This window comes from Arenimonas alkanexedens (assembly GCF_054781355.1).
This window is the reverse complement of record NZ_BAAGUO010000001.1, coordinates 681825-703540: the sequence shown is the minus strand read 5'-3', so window position 1 is coordinate 703540 and position 21716 is coordinate 681825. Positions and strand designations below refer to the sequence as shown.

At 66.6% G+C, this 21716-nt stretch carries 19 protein-coding genes and 1 pseudogene; 12 read left to right on the top strand and 8 right to left on the bottom strand.

Features of this window, described 5'->3' with window-relative positions; all coding sequences use genetic code 11:
- Positions 1-74: 74 nt before the first annotated feature.
- Both ACYVGY_RS03315 and tdh read left to right on the top strand, forming a co-directional pair.
- The gene (locus tag ACYVGY_RS03315) at positions 75-1217 is read left to right on the top strand and encodes an autotransporter outer membrane beta-barrel domain-containing protein (RefSeq protein WP_460456042.1); all 1143 of its coding nucleotides are present in this window, start codon (positions 75-77) and stop codon (positions 1215-1217) included.
- 81 nt (positions 1218-1298) lie between these two features.
- Entirely contained in the window at positions 1299-2336 is a 1038-nt protein-coding gene (gene tdh / locus ACYVGY_RS03310) for an L-threonine 3-dehydrogenase (RefSeq protein ID WP_460456041.1), read from the top strand.
- A gap of 72 nt (positions 2337-2408) precedes the next feature.
- On the opposite strand, the gene ACYVGY_RS03305 is transcribed toward tdh, so the two are convergent.
- Positions 2409-3143, bottom strand: a complete 735-nt coding sequence (locus tag ACYVGY_RS03305) for a TorF family putative porin (RefSeq protein WP_460456040.1) — start codon at positions 3141-3143, stop codon at positions 2409-2411.
- A gap of 265 nt (positions 3144-3408) precedes the next feature.
- Between ACYVGY_RS03305 and kbl the strand changes: the two genes are divergently transcribed.
- Complete coding sequence (gene kbl / locus ACYVGY_RS03300) at positions 3409-4608, top strand: glycine C-acetyltransferase (protein ID WP_460456039.1); 1200 nt, start codon at positions 3409-3411, stop codon at positions 4606-4608.
- Between the two features lie 17 nt (positions 4609-4625).
- Here the strand turns inward: kbl and ACYVGY_RS03295 are convergent, their stop codons facing one another.
- Complete coding sequence (locus ACYVGY_RS03295) at positions 4626-5384, bottom strand: pseudouridine synthase (RefSeq protein ID WP_460456038.1); 759 nt, start codon at positions 5382-5384, stop codon at positions 4626-4628.
- 130 nt (positions 5385-5514) lie between these two features.
- Between ACYVGY_RS03295 and ACYVGY_RS03290 the strand changes: the two genes are divergently transcribed.
- From ACYVGY_RS03290 to ACYVGY_RS03260, 7 genes are read left to right on the top strand one after another with little or no spacing between them, the layout of a single operon-like run.
- Positions 5515-6468 (top strand): acyl-CoA desaturase, encoded by a 954-nt coding sequence (locus ACYVGY_RS03290; RefSeq protein ID WP_460456037.1) that lies wholly within the window; start codon positions 5515-5517, stop codon positions 6466-6468.
- Complete coding sequence (locus ACYVGY_RS03285; RefSeq protein WP_460456036.1) at positions 6465-7709, top strand: NAD(P)/FAD-dependent oxidoreductase; 1245 nt, start codon at positions 6465-6467, stop codon at positions 7707-7709. The genes ACYVGY_RS03290 and ACYVGY_RS03285 overlap by 4 nt, the downstream gene beginning before the upstream one ends.
- Positions 7700-8473: a DUF1365 domain-containing protein gene (locus ACYVGY_RS03280; protein ID WP_460456035.1), complete on the top strand. Its 774-nt coding sequence runs from the start codon at positions 7700-7702 to the stop codon at positions 8471-8473. The genes ACYVGY_RS03285 and ACYVGY_RS03280 overlap by 10 nt, the downstream gene beginning before the upstream one ends.
- A complete protein-coding gene (locus ACYVGY_RS03275; protein ID WP_460456034.1) occupies positions 8470-9750 on the top strand; it encodes a class I SAM-dependent methyltransferase in 1281 nt (426 codons plus the stop codon). Before ACYVGY_RS03280 ends, ACYVGY_RS03275 begins: the two co-directional genes overlap by 4 nt.
- Before the next feature lies 1 nt (position 9751).
- Entirely contained in the window at positions 9752-10300 is a 549-nt protein-coding gene (locus ACYVGY_RS03270; protein ID WP_460456033.1) for a DUF2878 domain-containing protein, read from the top strand.
- A gap of 47 nt (positions 10301-10347) precedes the next feature.
- The gene (locus ACYVGY_RS03265; RefSeq protein WP_460456250.1) at positions 10348-11082 is read left to right on the top strand and encodes a DUF1295 domain-containing protein; all 735 of its coding nucleotides are present in this window, start codon (positions 10348-10350) and stop codon (positions 11080-11082) included.
- 13 nt (positions 11083-11095) lie between these two features.
- Positions 11096-12130, top strand: coding sequence for an SAM-dependent methyltransferase (locus ACYVGY_RS03260; RefSeq protein WP_460456032.1), 1035 nt, complete (start codon positions 11096-11098; stop codon positions 12128-12130).
- Here the strand turns inward: ACYVGY_RS03260 and ACYVGY_RS03255 are convergent.
- The 3 genes from ACYVGY_RS03255 to ACYVGY_RS03245 form a co-directional block, all read right to left on the bottom strand.
- A complete protein-coding gene (locus ACYVGY_RS03255; protein ID WP_460456031.1) occupies positions 12114-12578 on the bottom strand; it encodes a hypothetical protein in 465 nt (154 codons plus the stop codon). The genes ACYVGY_RS03260 and ACYVGY_RS03255 overlap by 17 nt on opposite strands.
- A gap of 162 nt (positions 12579-12740) precedes the next feature.
- Positions 12741-13817, bottom strand: coding sequence for an OmpA family protein (locus tag ACYVGY_RS03250; RefSeq protein WP_460456030.1), 1077 nt, complete (start codon positions 13815-13817; stop codon positions 12741-12743).
- Between the two features lie 140 nt (positions 13818-13957).
- On the bottom strand, positions 13958-15406 hold the full coding sequence (locus tag ACYVGY_RS03245) for a bifunctional 2-methylcitrate dehydratase/aconitate hydratase (RefSeq protein WP_460456029.1): 1449 nt from the start codon (positions 15404-15406) through the stop codon (positions 13958-13960).
- A 162-nt stretch (positions 15407-15568) separates the two neighbouring features.
- Between ACYVGY_RS03245 and ACYVGY_RS03240 the strand changes: the two genes are divergently transcribed.
- Positions 15569-17617 carry an oxidoreductase gene (locus ACYVGY_RS03240; protein ID WP_460456028.1) on the top strand — a complete coding sequence of 683 codons (2049 nt, stop codon included), beginning with the start codon at positions 15569-15571 and terminating at the stop codon, positions 17615-17617.
- 345 nt (positions 17618-17962) lie between these two features.
- Positions 17963-18421: pseudogene (locus ACYVGY_RS03235) on the top strand (cell wall hydrolase); the annotation flags it as partial.
- Positions 18422-18615: 194 nt separating this feature from the next.
- Here the strand turns inward: ACYVGY_RS03235 and prpC are convergent.
- From prpC to ACYVGY_RS03220, 3 genes are read right to left on the bottom strand one after another with little or no spacing between them, the layout of a single operon-like run.
- Complete coding sequence (prpC, locus tag ACYVGY_RS03230) at positions 18616-19761, bottom strand: bifunctional 2-methylcitrate synthase/citrate synthase (RefSeq protein WP_460456027.1); 1146 nt, start codon at positions 19759-19761, stop codon at positions 18616-18618.
- Between the two features lie 3 nt (positions 19762-19764).
- Positions 19765-20658: a methylisocitrate lyase gene (gene prpB, locus ACYVGY_RS03225; protein ID WP_460456026.1), complete on the bottom strand. Its 894-nt coding sequence runs from the start codon at positions 20656-20658 to the stop codon at positions 19765-19767.
- Between the two features lie 52 nt (positions 20659-20710).
- The gene (locus tag ACYVGY_RS03220) at positions 20711-21694 is read right to left on the bottom strand and encodes a malate dehydrogenase (protein ID WP_460456025.1); all 984 of its coding nucleotides are present in this window, start codon (positions 21692-21694) and stop codon (positions 20711-20713) included.
- Between the last annotated feature and the right edge of the window lie 22 nt (positions 21695-21716).

Below are 21716 nucleotides of genomic sequence, written 5' to 3'. Positions count from 1 at the left end.
GCCTAGCAGCGCCGGAGATTGCAGGCGCGCCGCGGCGGAGTAGACTTTCGACAGGGGACAACAGGGGTTCAATTATGCGTGTGCTTGCACTGCTGGTTTTGCTGCTGGCGACGGGGGTGGGTCCGGCGCGCGCGCAAGCGCCCGGCGACGCGCTGGCGGGACTGTGGACCACCCTGTGCGCAGGCGCGGCTCCCGGCTCCGACCTGGCGACCCGCTGCGCCGAAATCTTCGCCGGCGGTCCGGGCAGCAATGCCGGCGCCGCGGCCGGCAACTTCCTCGGCGAAATCCCTGGTCAAGGCCGCGCGGCCACGCGCGATGGCTCTCCGGACGATGATGCGCTGCGGCAGGCACTAGGGGCTGGCTGGGCCTTGTTCGCCTCTGCCGACATCGGGCGCCTGACCCGCCGCGACGGCGTCAACGAAGCCTCGTTCGACGGCGATACCGGTGCGGTAACGGCGGGCATCGACTGGGCCCCGGGGCAGCGCTGGCGGTTGGGCCTGTTGCTCAACCACGCCCGCGATTCGCTGGATTTCGTCGGCTCGGCCGGCAGCACCCGCACCCGCTTCACCGGCCCGATCGCCACCGGCGGCTGGAACCTGTCCGACGCCGTGTCATTGGACGCTTACGCGGGCCGGCTGCAGGGCGACTACCGGCTGCGCCGGCAGATCAGCTACACCTTGCTCAGCGGCATCAGCGTCAACAGCCTGGCCGCGGCCAGCACCGACGCCGAGCGCAACCTCGCCGGCGCGGGCGTTTCCTGGCTGATTCCGGCCGGCGCCTGGGAATGGCAGCTGGGCGCCGGCATCGACTGGCAGCGCACCGACATCGATCCCTACGCAGAAACGGGCGGCGCGGGCCTGGCCTTGTTCGTGCCGGGCCGCAGCGTCATCAGCCGGCGCGGCCGCGTCGATGCCACGCTGACGCGGACCCTGTCGGCCTCCTGGGGCGTCTGGCAGCCCATGGCCCGGATTGGCTGGCGCCACGAATACGCCAACCTCGCGCGGCCGCTGGGCGTGCGCTTCCTGGGCGACACCAACGCCACGCGGGTCGTGTTCGAAACCGATGACGCCGACCGCGGCTGGGCCGACGCCGGATTGGGCGCGGTCTTCGTCTTCACCGGTGGCCACTCGGCCTTCATCGAGTACCGGCAGCGTCTGGGCCATGACTTCCTGCAGGAGCGTCTGTTGGCGCTGGGCTGGCGGGTCGAGCTGCCCTGATCGGGCTTTCCGGGCGTTTCACGCCCGCCGGGTATAATCGCGGCCATACCGGCCCGATCGGGCCCACGCGGACGCATGAAGATGGCACAGCCAATGATGAAGGCGCTGGTGAAGCGCCACGCCGAAAAAGGCATCTGGATGGAACAGGTGCCCGTGCCCAGCCCGGGCCCGAACGAGGTGCTGATCAAGCTTGAGAAAACAGCGATCTGCGGCACCGACCTGCACATCTACAAGTGGGACGAATGGAGCCAGCGCACCATCAAGCCGGGCCTGGTGATCGGCCACGAGTTCGTCGGCCGCGTCGTCGAACTTGGCCCGGGCGTGACCGGCTACGCCATCGGTGACCGCGTATCGGCCGAAGGCCACATCGTCTGCGGCCACTGCCGCAACTGCCGCGCCGGCCGCCAGCACCTGTGCCCGAACACGACCGGCATCGGCGTGAACCGCAACGGCGCGTTCGCCGAATACATCGTCATGCCTTCGTCGAACCTGTGGCCGATCCCGGACAGCATCCCGTCCGAGCTGGCCGCCTTCTTCGACCCCTACGGCAACGCCGCGCACTGCGCGCTCGAGTTCGACGTGGTCGGTGAAGACGTGCTGATTACCGGTGCCGGTCCGATCGGCATCATCGCCGCCGGCATCTGCAAGTACATCGGCGCCCGCAACGTGGTGGTCACCGACGTCAACGACTACCGGCTCAAGCTGGCCGCCGACATGGGCGCCACGCGCGTGGTCAACGTCTCCAAGCAGTCGCTCAAGGAAGTGATGAAAGACCTGCACATGGAAGGCTTCGACGTTGCCCTGGAGATGAGCGGCAACCCGCACGCCTTCAACGACATGCTCGACTGCATGTACAACGGCGGCAAGGTCGCCCTGCTCGGCATCCTCCCGAACGGCGCCGGCATCAACTGGGACAAGGTGATTTTCAAAGGCCTCGTGCTGCACGGCATATACGGCCGGAAGATGTACGAGACCTGGTACAAGATGACCCAGCTGATCCAGTCCGGATTCCCGCTGGGCAAGGTGCTGACCCACCAGATGCATATCGACGATTTCCAGAAGGGCTTCGAGCTGATGGAAACCGGCCAGTGCGGCAAGGTCGTCTGCAGCTGGGGCTGAGGCCACGCCAGACGGCAAAATGAAACGGGGCGCCTTTCGGCGCCCCGTTTCGTTTTACCTGGATCGAAGGGCTCAGCCGCCGATCGAGAAGGTCAGCACCACGCGGCCGTCGGCGGTGTCGCCGAAGTTGGTGTTGCCCTCGCCATCGGTGTCGTAATAACCGAGCGCCGCGTTGACCGGACCGAAGTCGCGGTTGAGGCTGATGGACCAGTCGCGGTAATTGTCGTAGCCGGTGGAATTGTCAAAGGTGCTCATGCCGACGCCAAGGTCCAGGCCGATGTCCGCGCCCACGTCGAAGCTGCCGCCGAGGCCGAAGTACTGGCCGCGTTCGCCCAGCGCATAGACGTCGTTGGTGAAGCCCCAGGTGAAGCTGAGGGTTTCGGCCCAGCTGACGGTGGTGATCAGCTCGTTGTAATCGCCGTCGCCGAAGCTGTCGTCTTCGCCGATGTAGTTGTAGCGGTTGACCTGGATGTCGAAGTTCCAGTCTTCGGCGAAGTCAGTGGTCCAGCCCAGGTAGGTGTCGATCTCGACGTCCGGGCTGCCGGCACCGAAGTCGACGTTCGACAGCCAGGCACCCACGTAGAAGCCGGAGTCGAAGTTGAGGTCGGCGCCGAGCTGCAGGGCCGGCTCCTCGTCGGTCTGGGAAACGCCGCGGAAGACGTAGTCACTGGTGACGGCGGCGTTCCAGCTGTAGATCGACGATTCTTCTTGGTCGGCATCGGCGCCCATCTCGTCCTGGGCGGAGGCCAGCATCGGCAGCGCGAGCAGCGCGGCGGCAAGCGCGAGCGAAAGATTCTTGTGCTTCATCGGGAAGTCCTCTGTTTTCTTGGGGCAAGTGCAGCGGGTCGTTGTTTTGTTGTTGCTCTGGTCGCGCACCGGTCCGTTTCGGATAAGAGGACAGGTGTTGAAAATAATGGCCGAAGTGTCTCCCAGCCCGGCGAGAGAGGCATGCCGCAGCGCAGCATAACGCGAGGCCGGGACCCGGTCGACGGCTCGCGGGCGGCCCGGGGCCTGACCCCTGGGCACCTGAATCCGGATAATGGCCGCCAACCCCGCACACGAGCCTGCCCCCATGTCCGATGCCGCCCTCGCCCGCTACACCGCCGAACTCGACGCGATCCGCGCCCAGGGCCTGTTCAAGGCCGAGCGGATCATCACCGGGCCGCAGTCAGCCGAGATCACGCTGGCCGACGGCCGGACGGTGCTGAACTTCTGTGCCAACAACTACCTCGGCCTGGCCGACCATCCGGACGTGATCCAGTCGGCCAAGGACGCGCTGGACACGCACGGCTTCGGCATGGCCTCGGTGCGCTTCATCTGCGGTACCCAGGACCTGCACAAGGAACTCGAGGCCAAGATCGCCAGCTTCTTCGGCACCCAGGACACCATCCTCTACGCCGCCTGCTTCGACGCCAACGGCGGTCTGTACGAGCCGCTGCTGGGCGAGGAGGACGCGATCATCTCGGACGCGCTCAACCACGCCTCGATCATCGACGGCGTGCGCCTGTGCAAGGCCAAGCGCTACCGCTACGCCAACTCCGACATGGCCGACCTGGAGAAACAGCTGCAGCAGGCACGCGCAGACGGCGCGCGCACGATCATGATCACCACCGACGGCGTGTTCTCGATGGACGGCTTCATCGCGCCGCTCGACCAGGTCACCGCGCTGGCCCGCAAGTACGACGCCCTGGTCCACATTGACGAATGCCACGCCACCGGCTTCCTCGGCGCCACCGGCCGCGGCAGCGCCGAGGTCAAGGGCGTGATGGACCAGATCGACATCTTCACCGGCACCCTGGGCAAAGCCCTGGGCGGCGCGCTGGGCGGCTTCACCACCGGCCGGCGCGAGGTGGTCGAACTGCTGCGCCAGCGCTCGCGTCCCTACCTGTTCTCGAACTCGCTGCCGCCGCACGTGGTCGCCGCCGGCAGCAAGGTGTTCGACATGCTGGCCGCCGCCGACGACCTGCGCGCGAAGCTGGAGGAGAACACCCGCTACTTCCGCGAACAGATGACCGCGGCCGGATTCGACCTCAAGCCCGGCGTGCATCCGATCGTCCCGGTGATGCTATACGACGCTCCGCTGGCGCAGAAGTTCGCCCAGCGCCTGCTCGAGGAAGGCATCTACGCCATCGGCTTCTTCTTCCCGGTGGTGCCCAAGGGCCAGGCCCGTATCCGAACCCAGATGAGCGCCGCCCACACCCGCGAGCACATCGACCGCGCCATCGCGGCGTTCACCCAGGTAGGCCGCGAACTGGGCGTGATCACGACCTGAGCGCCGTGAGCCTGGCGTCAGTCCGGCGACACCTGGGCGAGCACCATGGCTTCGTCGCCCGAGAGCCGGCGCCAAGCCCCTTTGGGCAGCTCCCCCAACGTCACGCTGCCGATGGCCACCCGTACCAGCCGGAGCACGCCCAAGCCATGGGCGGCGAGCAGGCGCCGGATCTGGCGATTGCGGCCCTCGTCGAGGACGATTTCGAGCCAGGCGTTGCGGGTGCCGCTGCGCAACAGGACCACGGACTTGGCGGCCAGCGGTTCGCCCGCGTCCACGACGCCCGCCACCAGCGCAGCCAGCAGCGCTTCCCCGGGGATCGCGTCGATCTGAACGTGATAGGTCTTGTCGATGCCGTGCTCTGGTTCGGTGATCCCCGCGGCCCAGGCGGGGTCGTTGCTCATCAGCAGCAGGCCCTCGCTGGCCTGGTCGAGGCGACCGACCGGCGCCAGCCAGGGCAGCCCACTGCCCTCCAGGCAGGTGTAGACGGTGTCACGCTGACGCTCGTCGCTGGCGGTCGTGACCTGGCCGCGGGGCTTGTTCAGGACCAGATAGACGCGCTCCGCGGCCCCCAAAGGCCGGCCATCGAGGCTGACCCGGTCCAGGCCCTGTCGCACCGGATGCTCGGGGTCGGTCACGCGGCGATCGTTGACCGCCACCCGCCCCGCCCGCACCCAGTCGGCCGCCTGGGTGCGCGAACAGAGCCCTGCCTTGGACAGGACGCGCGCCACACCGTGGCGCACGCCGTTGGCAGATCGGTTCGGGGCGCGCGTTTGCATCCGCAAAGCATGGCGCATGCGTAGTCAAGGCAGCTAGTCTTTTGTCCGAGCCGAGCCGAGCCGAACGACGCGTCCGCGCGCCCTTGGCCGGTTCACCGCCCCATCACCGCTGGATACCGACCATACGCTCATGCCTGACCGCCTCTCCGACGCCCCGTCCGCCTGGCGCCGCGCCATTCGCGCGGCCGCCCTCTGGTTCGATACCTCCGCAGCTCCGGTGGAGGGCGAGGACCCGGATCAGATTGACTGGCTCCGCGTGGTGCCCTTCATCGCCCTGCACCTGGCCTGCCTGGCGGTGTTCTGGGTCGGTTTTTCCTGGTTTGCGCTGGCAGTCGCCGCGGCCCTGTACGCGGTGCGGATGTTCGCCATCACCGGCTTCTACCATCGCTATTTCTCGCACAAGGCTTTCCGCACCTCGCGACCCGTGCAGTTCGCATTCGCGGTGGTCGGCGCGGCCTCGGTCCAGCGCGGACCGCTGTGGTGGGCGGCGCATCATCGCCACCACCATCGTTTTGCCGATACCGAACAGGATATCCATTCGCCGCGCCATGGCTTCTTCCGCAGCCATATGGGCTGGTTCCTGACCCGTCGCGGCTTCGCCACCAATCTCGACTCGATCAAGGACTTTGCGCGATTCCCCGAGCTGCGCCTGCTCGATCGCTTCGACATCCTGGTGCCGGCGCTGCTGGCCGGCAGCCTGTACGCGCTGGGCGCTTGGCTCGAGCGCGCCTACCCGGGCCTGGGCACCAGCGGGCCGCAGCTTCTGGTCTGGGGATTCTTCGTCTCCACCATCGTTTTGTTCCACGTCACGGTGACCATCAATTCGCTGTCGCACCGCTGGGGCACGCGCCGCTTCGCGACCCGGGACGACAGCCGCAACAACGCGCTCCTGGCGCTGCTCACCTTTGGCGAGGGCTGGCACAACAACCACCACCACTTCCCGGGCTCGGCCCGGCAGGGCTTCGCGTGGTGGGAACTGGACATCACCTACCTGGGCCTGCGCGCGATGTCCTGGGTCGGCCTGGTCAGCGACCTCAAGCCGGTGCCGGCCAACATGCGCAACGCGCGTCCGGAAACGACATGAAGATCGCGGTGATCGGCAGCGGCGTGGCCGGCATGGGTGCGGCCTGGCAGCTCGCGCGCGAGCATGAGGTGGTGCTGTTCGAGCGCGAGGCAAGGCTGGGCGGGCATACCCACACCCATACCGTCAGCCAGGGCGAGCGCAGCTACGCGGTGGACAGCGGTTTCATCGTCTTCAACGCCGACAACTATCCGCTGTTCTCGCGCATGCTCGACGAGCTTGGCGTGCCGTCGAAAGCCACCACGATGAGCTTCTCCGTTCAGGACGCGCGCAGCGGTCTCGAATACAACGCCACTGATTTCGACGGCCTGTTCTGCCAGCGCCGGAACCTGGTCTCCCCGCGCTTCTGGGGCATGGTGCGCGACATCCTGCGCTTCTACCGCGAAGCCCCGGCCCTGCTTGCCCTGCCGGGCGAGGGCCCGTCGCTGGGCGACTACCTCGCCCACAACCGCTATTCGAAACTGTTCATCGAAGACCACCTGATTCCCATGGCGTCGGCCCTGTGGTCGTCGCCGGCCGAAGGCGTGATGGGCTTCCCGGCCAAGTACCTGGCCCGCTTCATGGACAACCACCACATGCTGCAGGTGCAGGACCGGCCGCCCTGGCGAGTGGTGTCGGGCGGCTCGTCCAGCTATATCCGCGCGCTGGAAAAAATCTGGGCGGTGCAGGTGCGGCTGTCCAGTCCCGTACGCCAGCTCAGCCGCGACGCCGACGGTGTCGACGTGCACACCGACACCGGCGTCGAGCGCTTCGATCAGGTCGTGCTGGCCTGCCATAGCGACCAGGCACTGGCCCTGCTGGCCGATCCCAGCGCTGCCGAAACCGAAGTGCTGGGCGCCATTCCATACCAGGCCAATGAGACCGTACTGCACACCGACGCCCGCCTGCTGCCCACCCGGCGCAAGGCCTGGGCCGCGTGGAGCGCCTACGTCCCGGCCGAACCGGGCGCGGCCTGCACCGTCAGCTACTGCATGAACCTGCTGCAGGGCATCGAGTCGCGCGAGCCCTTCGTGGTGACCCTCAACCGCAGCAAAGACATTGACCCGGCCAAGGTGCTGGCGCGGATGCGCTACCAGCATCCGGTCTACACCCACGCCAGCGTTGCCGCGCAGTCCCGCCGCGGCGAGATCAGCGGCGTGAACCGAACCTGGTACGCCGGCGCCTATTGGGGCTTCGGCTTCCACGAGGACGGCCTGCGTAGCGGCATCGAAGTCGCGCGGGCATTGGGCGCCGTGTGGTCCTGAACTCCGCCATCTACGAAGGCTGGGTGCGACATCGCCGCTACACCCCGCGCCCGCACGATTTCCGCTATCGCATGTTCCAGCTCTATCTGGAGCTGGACGAACTGGATCGGATTTTTACCGGGCGCTGGTTCTGGTCGGTCAACCGCCGCAACCTCGCCCAGTTCCGGCGCAGCGACTACCTGGGCGATCCGGCGGTGCCGCTCGATACCGCCGTGCGCGACCGGGTGGAAAGCGCCCTCGGTCGGCGTCCGGACGGACCGATCCGCCTGCTCACCCACGGCCGCTACTTCGGCGTACTGATGAACCCGGTGAGCTTCTACTACGGGTTCCGGGCCGACGGCAGCACCCTGGACTGGATCCTGGCCGAGATCACCAACACGCCCTGGAACGAGCGCCACGCCTACCTGCTGACGGTGGACCGGGCGGAACGCCGCGGCGACGCCCTGCACTGGGACTTCGACAAGGCTTTCCATGTCTCGCCCTTCATGGCCCTGCAGCGGCGCTACCACTGGTCCTTCCAGGTGCCCGGCGACGACCTTCGGGTACACATGGACGTCCTCGACGGCGAGTCCCGCGAGTTCGACGCCACCCTCGTCCTGGCACGGCGCCCGCTGAACGCCCACACGCTGGCTTCATGCCTGGCGCGCTATCCCTTACTCACCTTGAAAGTCGCGGCCGCCATTTATTGGCAGGCGGCCAAGCTTTGGTTCAAACGCACCCCGTTCCATTCCCACCCTGAACGTCCGACCGGAGTTGATCCATGAGCAGTCCCGCCGAAACACTAGCCAGCGTGCCGGGAGCCTCCGTTCGTTTTGGTGCGCTGGACCGCATGCTGCGTACGCGCCTGCTGGCCACGCTGGACGGCCTGCACGGCGGCCAGGTGACCGTTCGCGACGGATTGGGCACGCAGACCCTGGGCGAGGCCGGCGATGGCCTGGCGGTCACGCTGGACGTCCTGGACCCGGGCTTCTACCGCGCCCTGGCCGGCAACGGCTCGGTCGGTGCTGGCGAAGCCTACATGGACGGCCTCTGGCGCTGCGACGACCTGGTGGGCCTGGTGCGCCTGCTGGTGATCAACCGCGACCGCCTGGATGCCATGGAAACCGGCCTGGCGCGCTTGGGCAGTTTCGCGATGCGCACGCTGCACGCCTTCAACCGCAACACCCGCGGCGGCAGCCGCCGCAATATCGCCGCGCACTACGATCTGGGCAACGAGCTGTTCGAGCTCTTCCTCGACGAGAACCTGATGTACTCCTCGGCGATCTTCGCCGAGCCCGACGAATCGCTGGAATCGGCCCAGCGCCGCAAGCTCGAGCGCATCTGCCGCAAGCTCGACCTGCAGCCTAGTGACCATCTGGTTGAAATCGGCACCGGCTGGGGCGGCATGGCCCTGTATGCCGCGAAGAACTTCGGCTGTCGGGTCACCACCACCACCATCTCGCGCGAGCAGCACGCGCTGGCCACCGCGCGTATCGCCGAGGCAGGGCTGGCGGACCGGGTGACCTTGCTGCTCGAGGACTACCGCGACCTCAGCGGCCATTACGACAAGCTGGTCTCGATTGAGATGATCGAAGCCATTGGTCATCAATACCTCGACACCTACGTCGACAAGTGCGCTTCGCTGCTCAAGCCCGAAGGCCTGGCCTTGATCCAGGCCATCACCATCGAGGACAGCCGCTACGAGCAGGCGCTTTCTTCGGTCGACTTCATCAAGCGCCATATCTTCCCCGGCAGCTTCATTCCGTCGGTCAGCGCGATCACGGGCGCCGCGGGCCGCGCCAGCGACCTGCGCCTGGTCAATCTCGAGGATATCGGCCCGAGCTACGCCCTCACCCTGAATCATTGGCGCCAGCGCTTCGTGGCGAACCTGGATAAGGTGCGTGCACTGGGCTACGACGAACGCTTCATCCGGATGTGGGAGTTCTACCTGTGCTACTGCGAGGGCGGTTTCATCGAGCGCTCGATCAGCGACGTGCACCTGCTCTTCGCCCGGCCCGGCAACCGGCAGCCGCACTACCTGCCCGTAGCCGAGGCGTCCTGAGATGAATCAGGCGCTGCGCACGGCCTCCAATGTGCTGGGCTACCAGGCGGTCTGGTTCGCCAGCGTTGCCGGAGCGGGCGCGGGCTACGCTTGGGCCGGCCCGGCGGCCGCGCTGGTTTTCGTGGCGGCCACCCTGGCCCTCGGCGGCCAGCGCGCCCGTGACCTTCGCCTGCTGGCCCTGGCGCTGCCGCTGGGCATCTTGCTCGACACCGCCTTCGCTGCCTCGGGCTGGCTGCGCTATGCCGAGCCCTGGCCCTTTGTCTGGGCCGCGCCAGTCTGGATCTGGTCGCTGTGGGCAGGCTTCACCATGACGCTGAACCACTCCATGGCCTTCCTGCGCGAGCGGCCGCTGGCGGCGTCCCTGCTCGGCCTGTTCGGCGGACCTTTGGCCTATTGGGCCGCCGCGAAAGGTTTTGACGCCGTCAGCTTCGGCGCGCCGTTTGCTTGGGTGATGGGCGCGCTGGCCCTGGGCTGGGCGCTGGTGCTTCCGGCGCTGTTCGCTCTGGATTCGCGCCTGGCCTCGCCGGCGCCGAAAAAGGCGCTGGCGTGAATTGCTGGCAGTCACTGGGCATCATCTGGCTCGGCGCGGCGCTGGCCATGACGGCGCTGTGGGCGTTTTCGATGCGGGTGAAGAACGTCGGCTACGTTGACGTGGGCTGGGCCGGCCTGATGGCTGTGGCAGCGCTGTTTGCCGGCATCTTCGGCGAGGGCGCGCCCATGATGCGAGGCCTGGTGGCCATGTTTGGCAGCGTCTGGGGTGCGCGGCTGTGCCTGCATCTGCTGCATCGCGTGCTCAACGAGGAGGAAGACGGCCGCTATCGCGCCTTGCGCGAGGAGTGGAACGGCAGCAAGGCGCGCTTCTTTGCGTTCTTCCAGCTCCAGGCGGTGGTGGTAGCGCTGTTCTCGCTCCCGTTCATGGCCGCAGCCGCCAACCCCAACTATCAGCTCAACGCCTGGGTGCTGCTGGCGATCGTGGTCTGGCTGGTGTCGATGGCCGGCGAGTCGCTGGCCGATCGGCAGCTCGCGCGCTTCCGTGCCGACCCCAACAACCGCGGCAAGACTTGCCGCGACGGGCTCTGGGCCTGGTCGCGGCATCCGAACTATTTCTTTGAATGGCTGCACTGGTTCAGCTACGTCTTGCTGGCCGTGGGCAGTCCCCTGTTCTGGTTCTCACTGGCCGGCCCGATCGTGATGTTCGCCTTCCTCTACCGGGTCAGCGGCATCCCATGGACCGAAGCCCAGTCGCTGCGCTCCCGTGGCGAAGACTATGCTCGCTACCAGCGCGAGGTCAGCGCCTTCTTCCCTTGGCCGCCGCGCCGAAATTCACGATAGACCGGAGCCCTGAATGTCATTTATCGACCTGTGCGAGCGCGGCCTGCTGCCCGACGCCCTCACCCGCCTCGGCATTCGCCGACTCAGCGAACAGCGGCTGCGCGACGAAGGCGTCAATGACCTCGAGGCCGCTGACCAGCGTTTCCGCCGCCTGCTCGACGAGCTTCGCAAGAGCCCCATCGCGATCGAAACCGCGGCCGCCAACGAACAGCATTACGAAGTGCCCACGCGCTTTTTCGAGCTGTGCCTGGGCAAGCGGCTGAAGTACTCGAGCTGCTACTACGCCACCGGCAACGAGAGCCTGGATGAGGCCGAGGAAGCCATGCTCGCCTTGTACGGTGAGCGTGCCCAGCTGGCCGATGGTCAGCGCATCCTCGAACTGGGCTGCGGCTGGGGCTCACTGACACTTTGGATGGCGCAGCAGTTCCCGAACGCGCGCATCACCGGTGTCTCGAATTCGCGTACCCAGCGCGAACACATCATGGCCCAGGCTGCCCGGCGCGGCCTGTCCAACATCGAGATCATCACCCGCGACGTCAATCAACTCGAACTGCCCGAGCACAGCTTTGATCGTGCCGTGTCGATCGAGATGTTCGAGCACATGCGCAACTACCAGCACCTGCTGGGCAACATCTCGCGCTGGCTGGTCCCGGGCGGCAAGCTGTTCGTGCACATCTTTTGCCACCGCAGCCTGATGTACCCGTTCGAAACGCAGGGCGACGACAACTGGATGGGCCGTTACTTCTTCACCGGCGGCCTGATGCCGTCGGCGGACACGCTGCTGCACTTCCAGGACGACCTGTCGATTGACGAGCGCTGGCTACTGTCGGGGCGCCACTACGAGCGCACGGCGAACCAGTGGCTCGAGAACCAGGATCGCAATCGGGACGAAGTAATGGCCGTGCTCACCGAAGCCTACGGCCCCGCCGAAGCGGCCCGTTGGCACCAGCGCTGGCGCATGTTCTGGATGGCCTGTGCCGAACTCTTCGGCTACTCAGGCGGCAACGAATGGGGCGTGGCCCACTACCGGTTCAGCACTGCTCGGTAGCCGTCACCTTGCAGCCGCCCGCGGGCGCGGCTGCAGGAGCCGCTGCAGGAGCCGCCGCGGCGGCACCCGGCCTGCCGGTGGCGACACGAATACCCTTGGCCTTCATCCACGCGTCGAACTCATCGGCCGTCATCCGACGACCGTTCTGGCTCATGTCGAAACGCCAGGGCGAGTTGTCGTGCTCGGTCTTGGGCTGGTAGGCGGGCGAAGCGGCTGCCGCAGCGGCGGCAGGCTCATTGACGGCAACCTGTTGGACCGCAGGCTGGCGAAGCCGGGCCGTGAAATCAGTAACGTTGACGCAGACGGCGACGGCTGACGGTGCGCGACTCATCTCCGGAACGGGCACCGAGCTGGGCATCGGCGGCGCGGCGGGCGTGCCGCAGGGCGCGGTGGCGGCGCCGGCGATCGCGGGCAGGAACAGGGCAAGCAAGAGAGCGCTGCGGATCATCGGACACCGGAAAATTCGAGGGGATGGTGGAAGCTTAGGTCCGACGACGGTCTCACGCAACGCAAGAAACCGTGAGTTGCCTCACACAACGGTGGCGGCGGCCCTAAAAGACGAAGCCCGGCACTAGGCCGGGCTTCGGGTATTGCCGTGGAGACTGAAGGATCAGTTCTGCACGTTCAGCTCGGTGCGGCGGTTACGCGCACGGCCTTCGGCGGTGTCGTTGGTGTCCAGCGGACGGCTTTCGCCGAAGCCGCTCGGACCCACCAGACGGCCAGCGTCAATGCCGTTGTTGGTCAGGTAGTTGTAAACCGTACGGGCGCGACGCTCGGACAGGCCCTGGTTGTACTGCTCCGAACCGACCGAGTCAGTGTGACCGGCGACTTCGACGCGCAGCTGCGGGTACTTGGCGAGGATCGACACGGCCTCGGCCAGAATGGCCTGGGCGTCCGGACGCAGGGTGTCCTTATCGAAATCGAAGTTCACGCCCTTCAGGTCGATGGTCAGCTGCACCGGGCAGCCGTCCGGACCGATGGCCTGGCCAGCGGCCGAACCCGGGCACTTGTCGTCGCAGTTGTTGATGCCGTCGCCGTCGTCATCCAGGTCGGCGCAGGTGGTCTGCGGGACAACCGGATCCGGCCGCGCAACCACCGGAGCGGCCAGGTTGCCGAGCTTCACGAGCACGGTCACGCCAGCGAGCAGGTCGCTGAAGCGGTCGGCGGTCGGCGACACAACGGAGGTGTCGTCGAAGGACGAGCGATGGGCCAGCTCACCACGCAGGGCGTAGCGGTCCCAGTTGCCCTGCACGCCGATACCCAGCTGCATGGTCAGGTTGGTGTCTTCGCGCTGACCCGGGGAGGCCGGGCTCGGGAAGGCGTCGAACTCTTCTTCAACGCGCTGGGCGCCAACGCCGAAGCGCAGGTACGGGTTCCAGGAGCGGCCTTCCTTGATGAAGTGGTAGCGCGCGTCCATGGTCACGCCGTACTGGCTGAACAGCAGCTCGCGGCCATTGAAATTCGGGTTCTGGTAGTTGATCTCACCATCGATCGACCAGTTCGGGGTAACGAACTTGCCCATGCCCATGGTGTAGTACAGCGGATCCGAAGTCTCGCGGTTCTCGTCCTGGAAGTTCAGGCCGACACCGCCGGAGACGTACCAGCGATCATCGAAATCTTGCGCGGCAGCGGATTGCGCCATGGCGGCCGCGGCAAGCAGGGCGCAGCACAGTAGGTTCTTCTTCATGACTAACTCCATATCAACAGGGGTGACTTTACACAGGGGTACAAGCGTCGCTACGCACCGCGTGCACACAATTCAACGCTTCACCGATCTCGCGTTAACGGGAATCTAACATTCGATTGCCCGAACCGCAAGCTTGGCCTCTACAACGTGAACAGATCCAGAAAACGATGGATCGGGGTCGCCTCGAACCGCGAGGTGTCGCTGGTAAGTGTAAGTATTTCCTCAACTTTTCGACTCGGGAGCTGACCCCGGACCGCCGATTCGAACTTCTCCAGCAGGGCCGGCATGCCCTCCCCCCTGCGCTCCCGGTGGCCCAGGGGTACATCAATGGAGATCCTCTCCGAGCGGCTGCCGTCCTTGAAAAAGACCTCAATGGCGTTGCCGATATAGCGCTTTTCTGGATCGGCATAGTCGCGGCTGAAGTCCGGGTTCTCGCGGACCTCCATCCTGTCGCGCAGCGCATCAATGCGCGGATCGGCCGCCATGGCGTCGGAATAGTCCTCTGCGTTGAGCCGGCCGAACAGCAGCGGCACGGCCACCATGTACTGCAGACAGTGGTCTCGATCAGCCGGATTGGACAGCGGGCCGGTCTTGTCAATGATGCGGCAGCCGGCCTCCTGGGTCTCGATGACGATCCGCTCGATCTGTTCAAGCTTGCCCGCCAGCTTCGGGTGCAGCTGCATCGCGCACTCCACGGCGGTCTGGCCGTGGAACTCGGCCGGGTGGCTGATCTTGAACAGCACGTTCTCCATGACGTAGCTGCCAAACGGGCGATCGAACTCGAACGGCTTGCCGTCGAACATCACGTCATAGAAGCCCCAGGTCTTGGCGGTCAGCGCGCTCGGGTAGCCGACGCAGCCCTTCACCGCGTTCAGGGCGTGGGTAACGGCACGGCGGCAGGCATCACCGGCAGCCCAGCCCTTGCGCGGGCCGGCATTGGGCGCGTGGCGATAGGTGCGCAGGGCCCCGCCGTCCACCCAACTATGGCTGACGGCGTTGATGATCTCGTCCTTGCCGCCGCCCAGCAGATGGGTGGCCACCGCGGTGGACGCCAGCCGGACCAGCAGCACGTGGTCAAGACCGACGCGATTGAAACTGTTCAGCAGCGCGTAGGAACCCTGGATCTCGTGGGCCTTGATGGCGGCGGTGAGGACGTCGCGCACCGTCACCGGCTTGCCGTTCTCGCGCTCGGCCTTGCGGCTCAGGTAGTCGGCGACGGCAAGGATGGCGCCGAGGTTGTCGGACGGATGCCCCCACTCGGCCGCCAGCCAGGTGTCATTGAAGTCGAGCCAACGCACCTGCACGCCAATGTTGTAGGCGGCCTGAGCAGGATCGAGCTCGAATGAGGTGCCGGGCACCCGGGCACCGCCCGGCAGGCTGGCGCCCGGGACGATCGGACCGAGGTGTTTCACGCACTCGGGATGGCGCATGGCCAGCATGGAGCAAGCCAGCGAATCGAGCAGCATGAAGCGCGCGGTGGTGTAGGCCTCCGACGAACCGATGTAGTAGTCGGTGACGTAGTTGGCGATGTCCACCATGGCCGAATCGGGCTCGGGGCGCTGTGCGGAACGGATGTCTTGCTGGCTCATGGGCGGCAGTCCGTGCGTTGTGACGATGGCGATGGAACCGTATGGTGCCAGAAGCGACCCGGCCTCGCCGATCCGGGACTCTCAGGATAACGCCAGTCAGCGCCGCCGCAGGACGCGTTCGCGCCTTGTCGGTCGTCCCCAATCCGGGCAAGGTGAAGCGCTATGACGAACAACTCGCCCGCCATGACCACTTCGCCCTACCCGCATCTGTTCCAGCCCCTCGATCTTGGCTTCTGCACGCTGCCCAACCGGGTGCTGATGGGTTCGATGCACACAGGCCTCGAGGACCACGCCCGCGACTTCCCCAAGCTGGCCGCCTACTTCCGCGAACGCGCCGAGGGTGGCGTCGGCCTGATGGTCACCGGCGGCATCGCCCCGAATCTGGTCGGCTGGCTCAAGCCCTTTGCCGGCAAGCTCAGCTGGCCCTGGGAAATCCACAAGCACCGGATCGTCACCAGCGCGGTACACGCCGCCGGCGGGCGGATCTGCCTGCAGATCCTGCACGCGGGCCGCTACGCCGCCCATCCCCTGCTGGTCTCCGCCTCCAAGGTGAAGGCACCGATCAGCCCGCTGACGCCGCGCGCGCTGACCGCCTGGGGCGTGGAGCGCCAGATCAAGGCTTTCGTCAACACCGCGCGCCTGGCCCGCGAGGCCGGCTACGACGGCGTCGAGGTGATGGGCTCCGAGGGCTATCTGATCAACCAGTTCCTGTCGGCACGCACCAACAAGCGTGGTGACGCCTGGGGCGGCACGCCCGAGAAGCGCATGCGTTTCGCGGTCGAGATCGTGCGCCGCATCCGCGAAGCCGTCGGCCCGGACTTCATCCTGATCTACCGCCTGTCCATGCTCGAACTGGTGGAAGGCGGCTCCGACTGGGACGAGATCGTGCTGCAGGCCAAGGCCATCGAGGCGGCCGGCGCAACCATCATCAACACCGGCATCGGCTGGCATGAGGCCAGGGTGCCGACCATCGCCACCTCGGTACCGCGCGCGGCGTTCGCGGGTGTCACCGCCAAGCTCAAGCCACACGTCAGCCTGCCGCTGGTGGCCACCAACCGCATCAACATGCCCGAAGTCGCCGAGGACATTCTGGCCCGCGGCCAGGCCGACATGGTGTCCATGGCTCGGCCGCTACTGGCCGACTCGCAGTGGGTGAACAAGGCACGTACCGGCCGGCGCGACGAGATCAACACCTGCATCGCCTGCAACCAGGCCTGTCTCGACCACGTTTTCGCGGCCAAGAAGGCCAGTTGCCTGGTCAACCCGCGCGCCTGCGCCGAGACCGAGCTCAACTATCTGCCCACGGCCACACCGCGACGGATTGCGGTGGTCGGCGCCGGGCCGGCTGGCCTGGCCTGCGCGACCGTGGCCGCCGAGCGCGGGCACCACGTCACCCTGATGGACGCGGCGGCCCGGATCGGCGGCCAGTTCAATCTTGCCAAGACCATCCCCGGCAAGGAGGAATTCCACGAGACCCTGCGTTATTTCGACAAGCGACTTGAGCTTACCGGGGTCGAACAGCGCCTGGGCACCGCCGTGGATGCCGCCCAGTTGCTGGCCGGCGGCTTCGACGAGATCGTGCTGGCCACCGGCATTCGTCCACGCAAGGTGGTTTTCCCGGGAAGCGACCACGCCAAGGTCGTCAGCTACCTCGACGTGCTGGGCGGCAAGGTGTTGGCGGGCCCCAAGGTGGCCATCATCGGTGCCGGCGGCATCGGCTTCGACGTCGCCGAATTCCTGGTCCATGAAGGCGAGTCACCGACCCTGGACACGGCGCGCTGGATGGCCGAATGGGGCGTATCACCCGATTTCGAGGGCGCGGGCGGCCTGGCCAAGCCGGCGCCCGAGGCCCCGGCACGCGAGGTCTGGCTGCTTCAGCGCAGTCCCGGCAAGCCCGGGGCCCGGCTGGGCAAGACCACGGGCTGGATTCACCGCTCCGCCCTCAAGGCCAAGGGCGTCCAGGCCATGGGCGGGGTTGAGTATCTGGGCGTGGATGAGGCCGGGCTTCGGATCCGCGTCAATGGACTCGAACAGGTACTGCCGGTTGACCACGTCGTGGTCTGTGCCGGCCAGGAGCCGCTGCGGGCCCTGTTCGACCCGCTGGTTGCGGCAGGTCGGCAGCCGCATCTTATCGGCGGCGCGGACGTGGCGGCCGAGCTGGACGCCAAGCGCGCGATCGAGCAAGGAAGCCGGCTGGCGGCCGGTTTCTAAGCGGACGGGCGGCCCTCAGGGGCCGTCTTCTGAGTAATCACTCCAAATAAAATCAAGAACTTGTAAATGGCCATTCAGCGGGCGTTCGGGTTCCGGCCGTACTATGCGCCTCGGAACCGGCGCCTGTCCTTTGGACGCGCTGGCCAGATACGGCCCCAAAGCACATGGCTTGACGGGGTTTCCGGACGGCGCCCAACCTTCGACGCCCCGACCGGAATGCGAGCCCAGCTCGTCCATCCCCAAAACGCCAGGCCGCAAGCCTTCCCTCGTCCCGTTGGATACCAACAGGCGACCCGCCACCAGGCGGTCGGGGGATTGCGGCGCAACGGAGCAAGGAGTTCCGCCATGAAGTTGTCCTTCATCCTGTGGCTTGCCCAGGTGCTGCCACAACCCGCCGCCGACCCGCTGTGTCTGGCGACGACGATCTACCTGGAAGCCCGCAATCAGTCCGAGCTGGGCCAGCGCGCCGTGGCCGAGGTCGCCCTGCGTCGCCGCGACAGCGGCCGCTGGGGCGAGTCGGTCTGCGAGGTGGTCACCGCCCGCAAGCAGTTCGCCCCGACCATCGTTCATCCCGGCCTGCGCATGAAGAACCTCGAGGCCTGGGAACAGGCCGTGCAGGTCGCCTTCGAGGCCCAGCACGACTGGCGCCAGCCGATCGGCCAGCGTAACGAGGTCGTCCCGGGCGCCAGCCACTTCGCCGCCCTCGACCTGGCCAACCCCGCCTGGGCTACGGCCCCGCGCGTGGCCACCATCGGCGACCACACCTTCTTCAGGGTTCAGCGGCTGACGCCGCCGTCGGTCTCGATGTCGATCCCGGCCGTGGGCGTGCCGGCAGGCCCGCAGGCGCAGCGCCTGGCGCCCTGACCGCCCATCCCTTGCGTGGCCCCAGCGGGGCCCGAAATACATGTGGGAGGGACTTCAGTCCCGATGCCTTTCGCCAGAAAGCATCGGGACTGAAGTCCCTCCCACAATTTTTTCCGGTTCGCCCGAGTGGCTCTTCAGCGCTTGTCGATGGCGACGAAGGCGCGGTCCTCGGGACCGGTGTAGTTGGCGCTGGGGCGGATGATCTTGCCGTCGATACGCTGCTCGATCACGTGCGCCGACCAGCCGCTGGTGCGGGCGATCACGAACAGCGGCGTGAACATCGCCGTCGGCACGCCCATCATGTGGTAGGCCGAAGCGCTGTACCAATCGAGGTTCGGGAACATCTTCTTGAGGTCCATCATCAGCGTCTCGATGCGCTCGCTGACGTCGAACAGGACCGGGTTGCCGCCTTCCTTGCAAAGCTTGCGGCTGATGTCCTTGATGATCGGGTTGCGCGGGTCGCCGATGGTGTACACCGGGTGGCCGAAACCGATCACGATCTCCTTGCGCTCGACCCGCGCCCGGATATCGGCCTCGGCCTCGTCGGCGCTTCCGTAGCGCGCGATGATCTCCATCGCCACTTCGTTGGCGCCGCCGTGCTTGGGCCCGCGCAGCGCGCCGATGGCGCCGGTGATGCAGCTGAAAAGGTCCGAGCCGGTGCCGGCGATGACGCGCGCGGCGAAGGTGGAGGCGTTGAACTCGTGCTCGGCATACAGCACCAGCGACTGGTCGAGCGCGCGCTCGTGCGAGGCGCTGGGCGGCTCGCCGTGCAGCAGGTGCAGGAAGTGGCCGGCGATGGTGTCGTCGTCGGTTTCGACGTCGATGCGGCGACCGTTGCGGGTGAAGTGCCACCAATAGAGCAGCATTGAGCCGAAGCTGGCCATGAGCTTGTCGGCGATGTCGCGGGCCTCGTTCACCGGGTGGCCGTCGCGCTCGGGCAAGACCACGCCCAGCACCGAGCAACCGGTGCGCAGCACGTCCATCGGATGCGCGTTCGCAGGCACCAGCTCCAGCGCGTCGGTGACGATCGCCGGCAGGCCGCGCAGGCGCTTGAGCTTGGTCTTGTAGGCGGACAGCTGGCTGGCGTTGGGCAGCACGCCGTGCACGAGCAGGAACGCCACCTCTTCGAAGCCGGCCTTCGTGGCCAGGTCGTGGATGTCGTAACCGCGGTAGTGCAGGTCGTTGCCGCTGCGGCCGACGGTGCACAGCGCGGTGTTGCCGGCCGGCGTGCCGCTGAGGGCCACTGACTTCTTGGGCTTGGGCAGGGTGGACTCGGTCATGGCTCAGTCTTCCTTCTTTTCCTGGGCGAACAGCTGGTCGAGCTTGTCTTCGTAGGCGTGGTAGCCCAGGAAGTCGTAGAGATCGGCGCGGGTCTGCAGCGTGTCGATGATGTTTTTCTGGGTGCCTTCGCGGCGCACGGTCTGGTAGAAGTGCAGCGCGGCCTTGTTCATGGCGCGGTAGGCGCCGCAGCAGTAGAGCGCGATGTCGACGCCGGCGTCGCGAAGCTCATCGGTCGTAAAGAACGGCGTCGAGCCGAACTCGGTGAGGTTGGCAAGCACCGGTACCTTCACCGCCGCCTTGACCTTGCGGTAGTCGTCGAGCGAACGCATGGCTTCCGGGAACACCATGTCGGCACCAGCCTCGACATAGGCCACGGCGCGCTCGATCGCAGCGTCCAGGCCTTCGGCCGCGGCGGCATCGGTGCGCGCCATGATCACGAAGCCGGCGTCGGTGCGGGCGTCTACGGCGGCCTTCACCCGATCGACCATTTCCTGGGTTGAAACCACTTCCTTGCCGGGACGGTGGCCACAACGCTTCTGGCCGACCTGGTCCTCCATATGCACGGCGGCGACGCCGATACGTTCGAAATTCTTGATGGTGCGACCGATGTTGAAGGCGCCACCCCAGCCGGTGTCAATGTCCACCAGCAGCGGCATCCCGGTGGCGTCGACGATGCGGCGCGCATCCGTGAGGACGTCCTCCATCGTGCTGATGCCCAGGTCGGGCACGCCCAGGGAGTTGGCGGCGACGCCACCACCCGACAGGTACAACGCCCGGTAGCCGGTACGCTTGGCCATCAGGCCGGCATAGGCGGTGATCGCGCCCATTACCTGCAGCGGCGCCTCTTCCTGCACGGCGGCGCGGAAGCGCGCGCCTGCGGAGTGTTTGTCAGTCATTGCGATTCCCTCAATCGCGAAGGCGACCCGGAGGTCGCCTTCGCTGGCTTCATCAGAGCAGGTGGGCGACGCCGGCGCGCTCTTCCTCGAGCTCAGCCAGGGTCTTGTCCATCATGCTGCGGGAGTAGTCGTCGATCTCCAGGCCCTTCACGATCTCGTACTTGCCGTCCTTGCAGATGACCGGGAAGCCGTACATCACGTCCTTCGGGATGCCGTAGCTGCCGTCGGAAGGAATGCCCATCGTGGTCCACTTGCCGTTCGTGCCCAGCGCCCAGTCGCGGACGTGGTCGATGGCGGCGTTAGCGGCCGACGCGGCCGAGCTCAGGCCACGGGCTTCGATGATCGCGGCGCCGCGCTTGCCGACCTTCGGGATGAAGGTCTCGCGGTTCCAGGCCTCGTCACCGATCTTGTCCTTGAGCGAACCGCCGGACACGGTGGCGAAGCGGTAGTCGGGGTACATGGTCGGGCTGTGGTTGCCCCAGACGATCAGCTTCTCGATACCGGCGACGTCGGCACCGGCCTTGATGGCCAGCTGCGACAGTGCGCGGTTGTGGTCGAGGCGCAGCATCGCAGTGAAGTTGTTCGGGTTGATGTCCGGCGCAGACTTCATGGCGATGTAGGCGTTGGTGTTGGCCGGGTTGCCGACCACCAGCACCTTGATGTCACGCGAGGCAACGGCGTTGATCGCCTTGCCCTGCACGGTGAAGATCTCGGCGTTCTTGAGCAGCAGGTCCTTGCGCTCCATGCCCGGGCCGCGCGGCATGGCGCCGACCAGCAGCGCGACGTCGGCATCCTTGAAGGCGACCATCGGGTCATCGGTGCCGACCATGCCGGCCAGCAGCGGGAAGGCGCAGTCCTCAAGCTCCATCATCACGCCGCGGAGCGCGGCCTGGGCCTTCTCCATCGGCAGCTCGAGCATCTGCAGGATCACCGGCTGGTCCTTGCCCAGCATTTCGCCCGAGGCGATACGGAACAACAGCGAGTAGCCGATCTGGCCGGCGGCACCGGTAACGGCGACGCGAACGGGGGTCTTCATAAAATCTCCTAGGAGGAATCGG

Coding starts and splice junctions, on each gene's coding strand:
- ACYVGY_RS03315 (WP_460456042.1), top strand. CDS start 75: ATGCGTGTGCTTGCACTGCTGGTTTTGCTGCTGGCGACGGGGGTGGGT.
- tdh (WP_460456041.1), top strand. CDS start 1,299: ATGGCACAGCCAATGATGAAGGCGCTGGTGAAGCGCCACGCCGAAAAA.
- ACYVGY_RS03305 (WP_460456040.1), bottom strand. CDS start 3,143: ATGAAGCACAAGAATCTTTCGCTCGCGCTTGCCGCCGCGCTGCTCGCG.
- kbl (WP_460456039.1), top strand. CDS start 3,409: ATGTCCGATGCCGCCCTCGCCCGCTACACCGCCGAACTCGACGCGATC.
- ACYVGY_RS03295 (WP_460456038.1), bottom strand. CDS start 5,384: ATGCAAACGCGCGCCCCGAACCGATCTGCCAACGGCGTGCGCCACGGT.
- ACYVGY_RS03290 (WP_460456037.1), top strand. CDS start 5,515: ATGCCTGACCGCCTCTCCGACGCCCCGTCCGCCTGGCGCCGCGCCATT.
- ACYVGY_RS03285 (WP_460456036.1), top strand. CDS start 6,465: ATGAAGATCGCGGTGATCGGCAGCGGCGTGGCCGGCATGGGTGCGGCC.
- ACYVGY_RS03275 (WP_460456034.1), top strand. CDS start 8,470: ATGAGCAGTCCCGCCGAAACACTAGCCAGCGTGCCGGGAGCCTCCGTT.
- ACYVGY_RS03270 (WP_460456033.1), top strand. CDS start 9,752: ATGAATCAGGCGCTGCGCACGGCCTCCAATGTGCTGGGCTACCAGGCG.
- ACYVGY_RS03265 (WP_460456250.1), top strand. CDS start 10,348: ATGACGGCGCTGTGGGCGTTTTCGATGCGGGTGAAGAACGTCGGCTAC.
- ACYVGY_RS03260 (WP_460456032.1), top strand. CDS start 11,096: ATGTCATTTATCGACCTGTGCGAGCGCGGCCTGCTGCCCGACGCCCTC.
- ACYVGY_RS03255 (WP_460456031.1), bottom strand. CDS start 12,578: ATGATCCGCAGCGCTCTCTTGCTTGCCCTGTTCCTGCCCGCGATCGCC.
- ACYVGY_RS03250 (WP_460456030.1), bottom strand. CDS start 13,817: ATGAAGAAGAACCTACTGTGCTGCGCCCTGCTTGCCGCGGCCGCCATG.
- ACYVGY_RS03245 (WP_460456029.1), bottom strand. CDS start 15,406: ATGAGCCAGCAAGACATCCGTTCCGCACAGCGCCCCGAGCCCGATTCG.
- ACYVGY_RS03240 (WP_460456028.1), top strand. CDS start 15,569: ATGACGAACAACTCGCCCGCCATGACCACTTCGCCCTACCCGCATCTG.
- prpC (WP_460456027.1), bottom strand. CDS start 19,761: ATGACCGAGTCCACCCTGCCCAAGCCCAAGAAGTCAGTGGCCCTCAGC.
- prpB (WP_460456026.1), bottom strand. CDS start 20,658: ATGACTGACAAACACTCCGCAGGCGCGCGCTTCCGCGCCGCCGTGCAG.
- ACYVGY_RS03220 (WP_460456025.1), bottom strand. CDS start 21,694: ATGAAGACCCCCGTTCGCGTCGCCGTTACCGGTGCCGCCGGCCAGATC.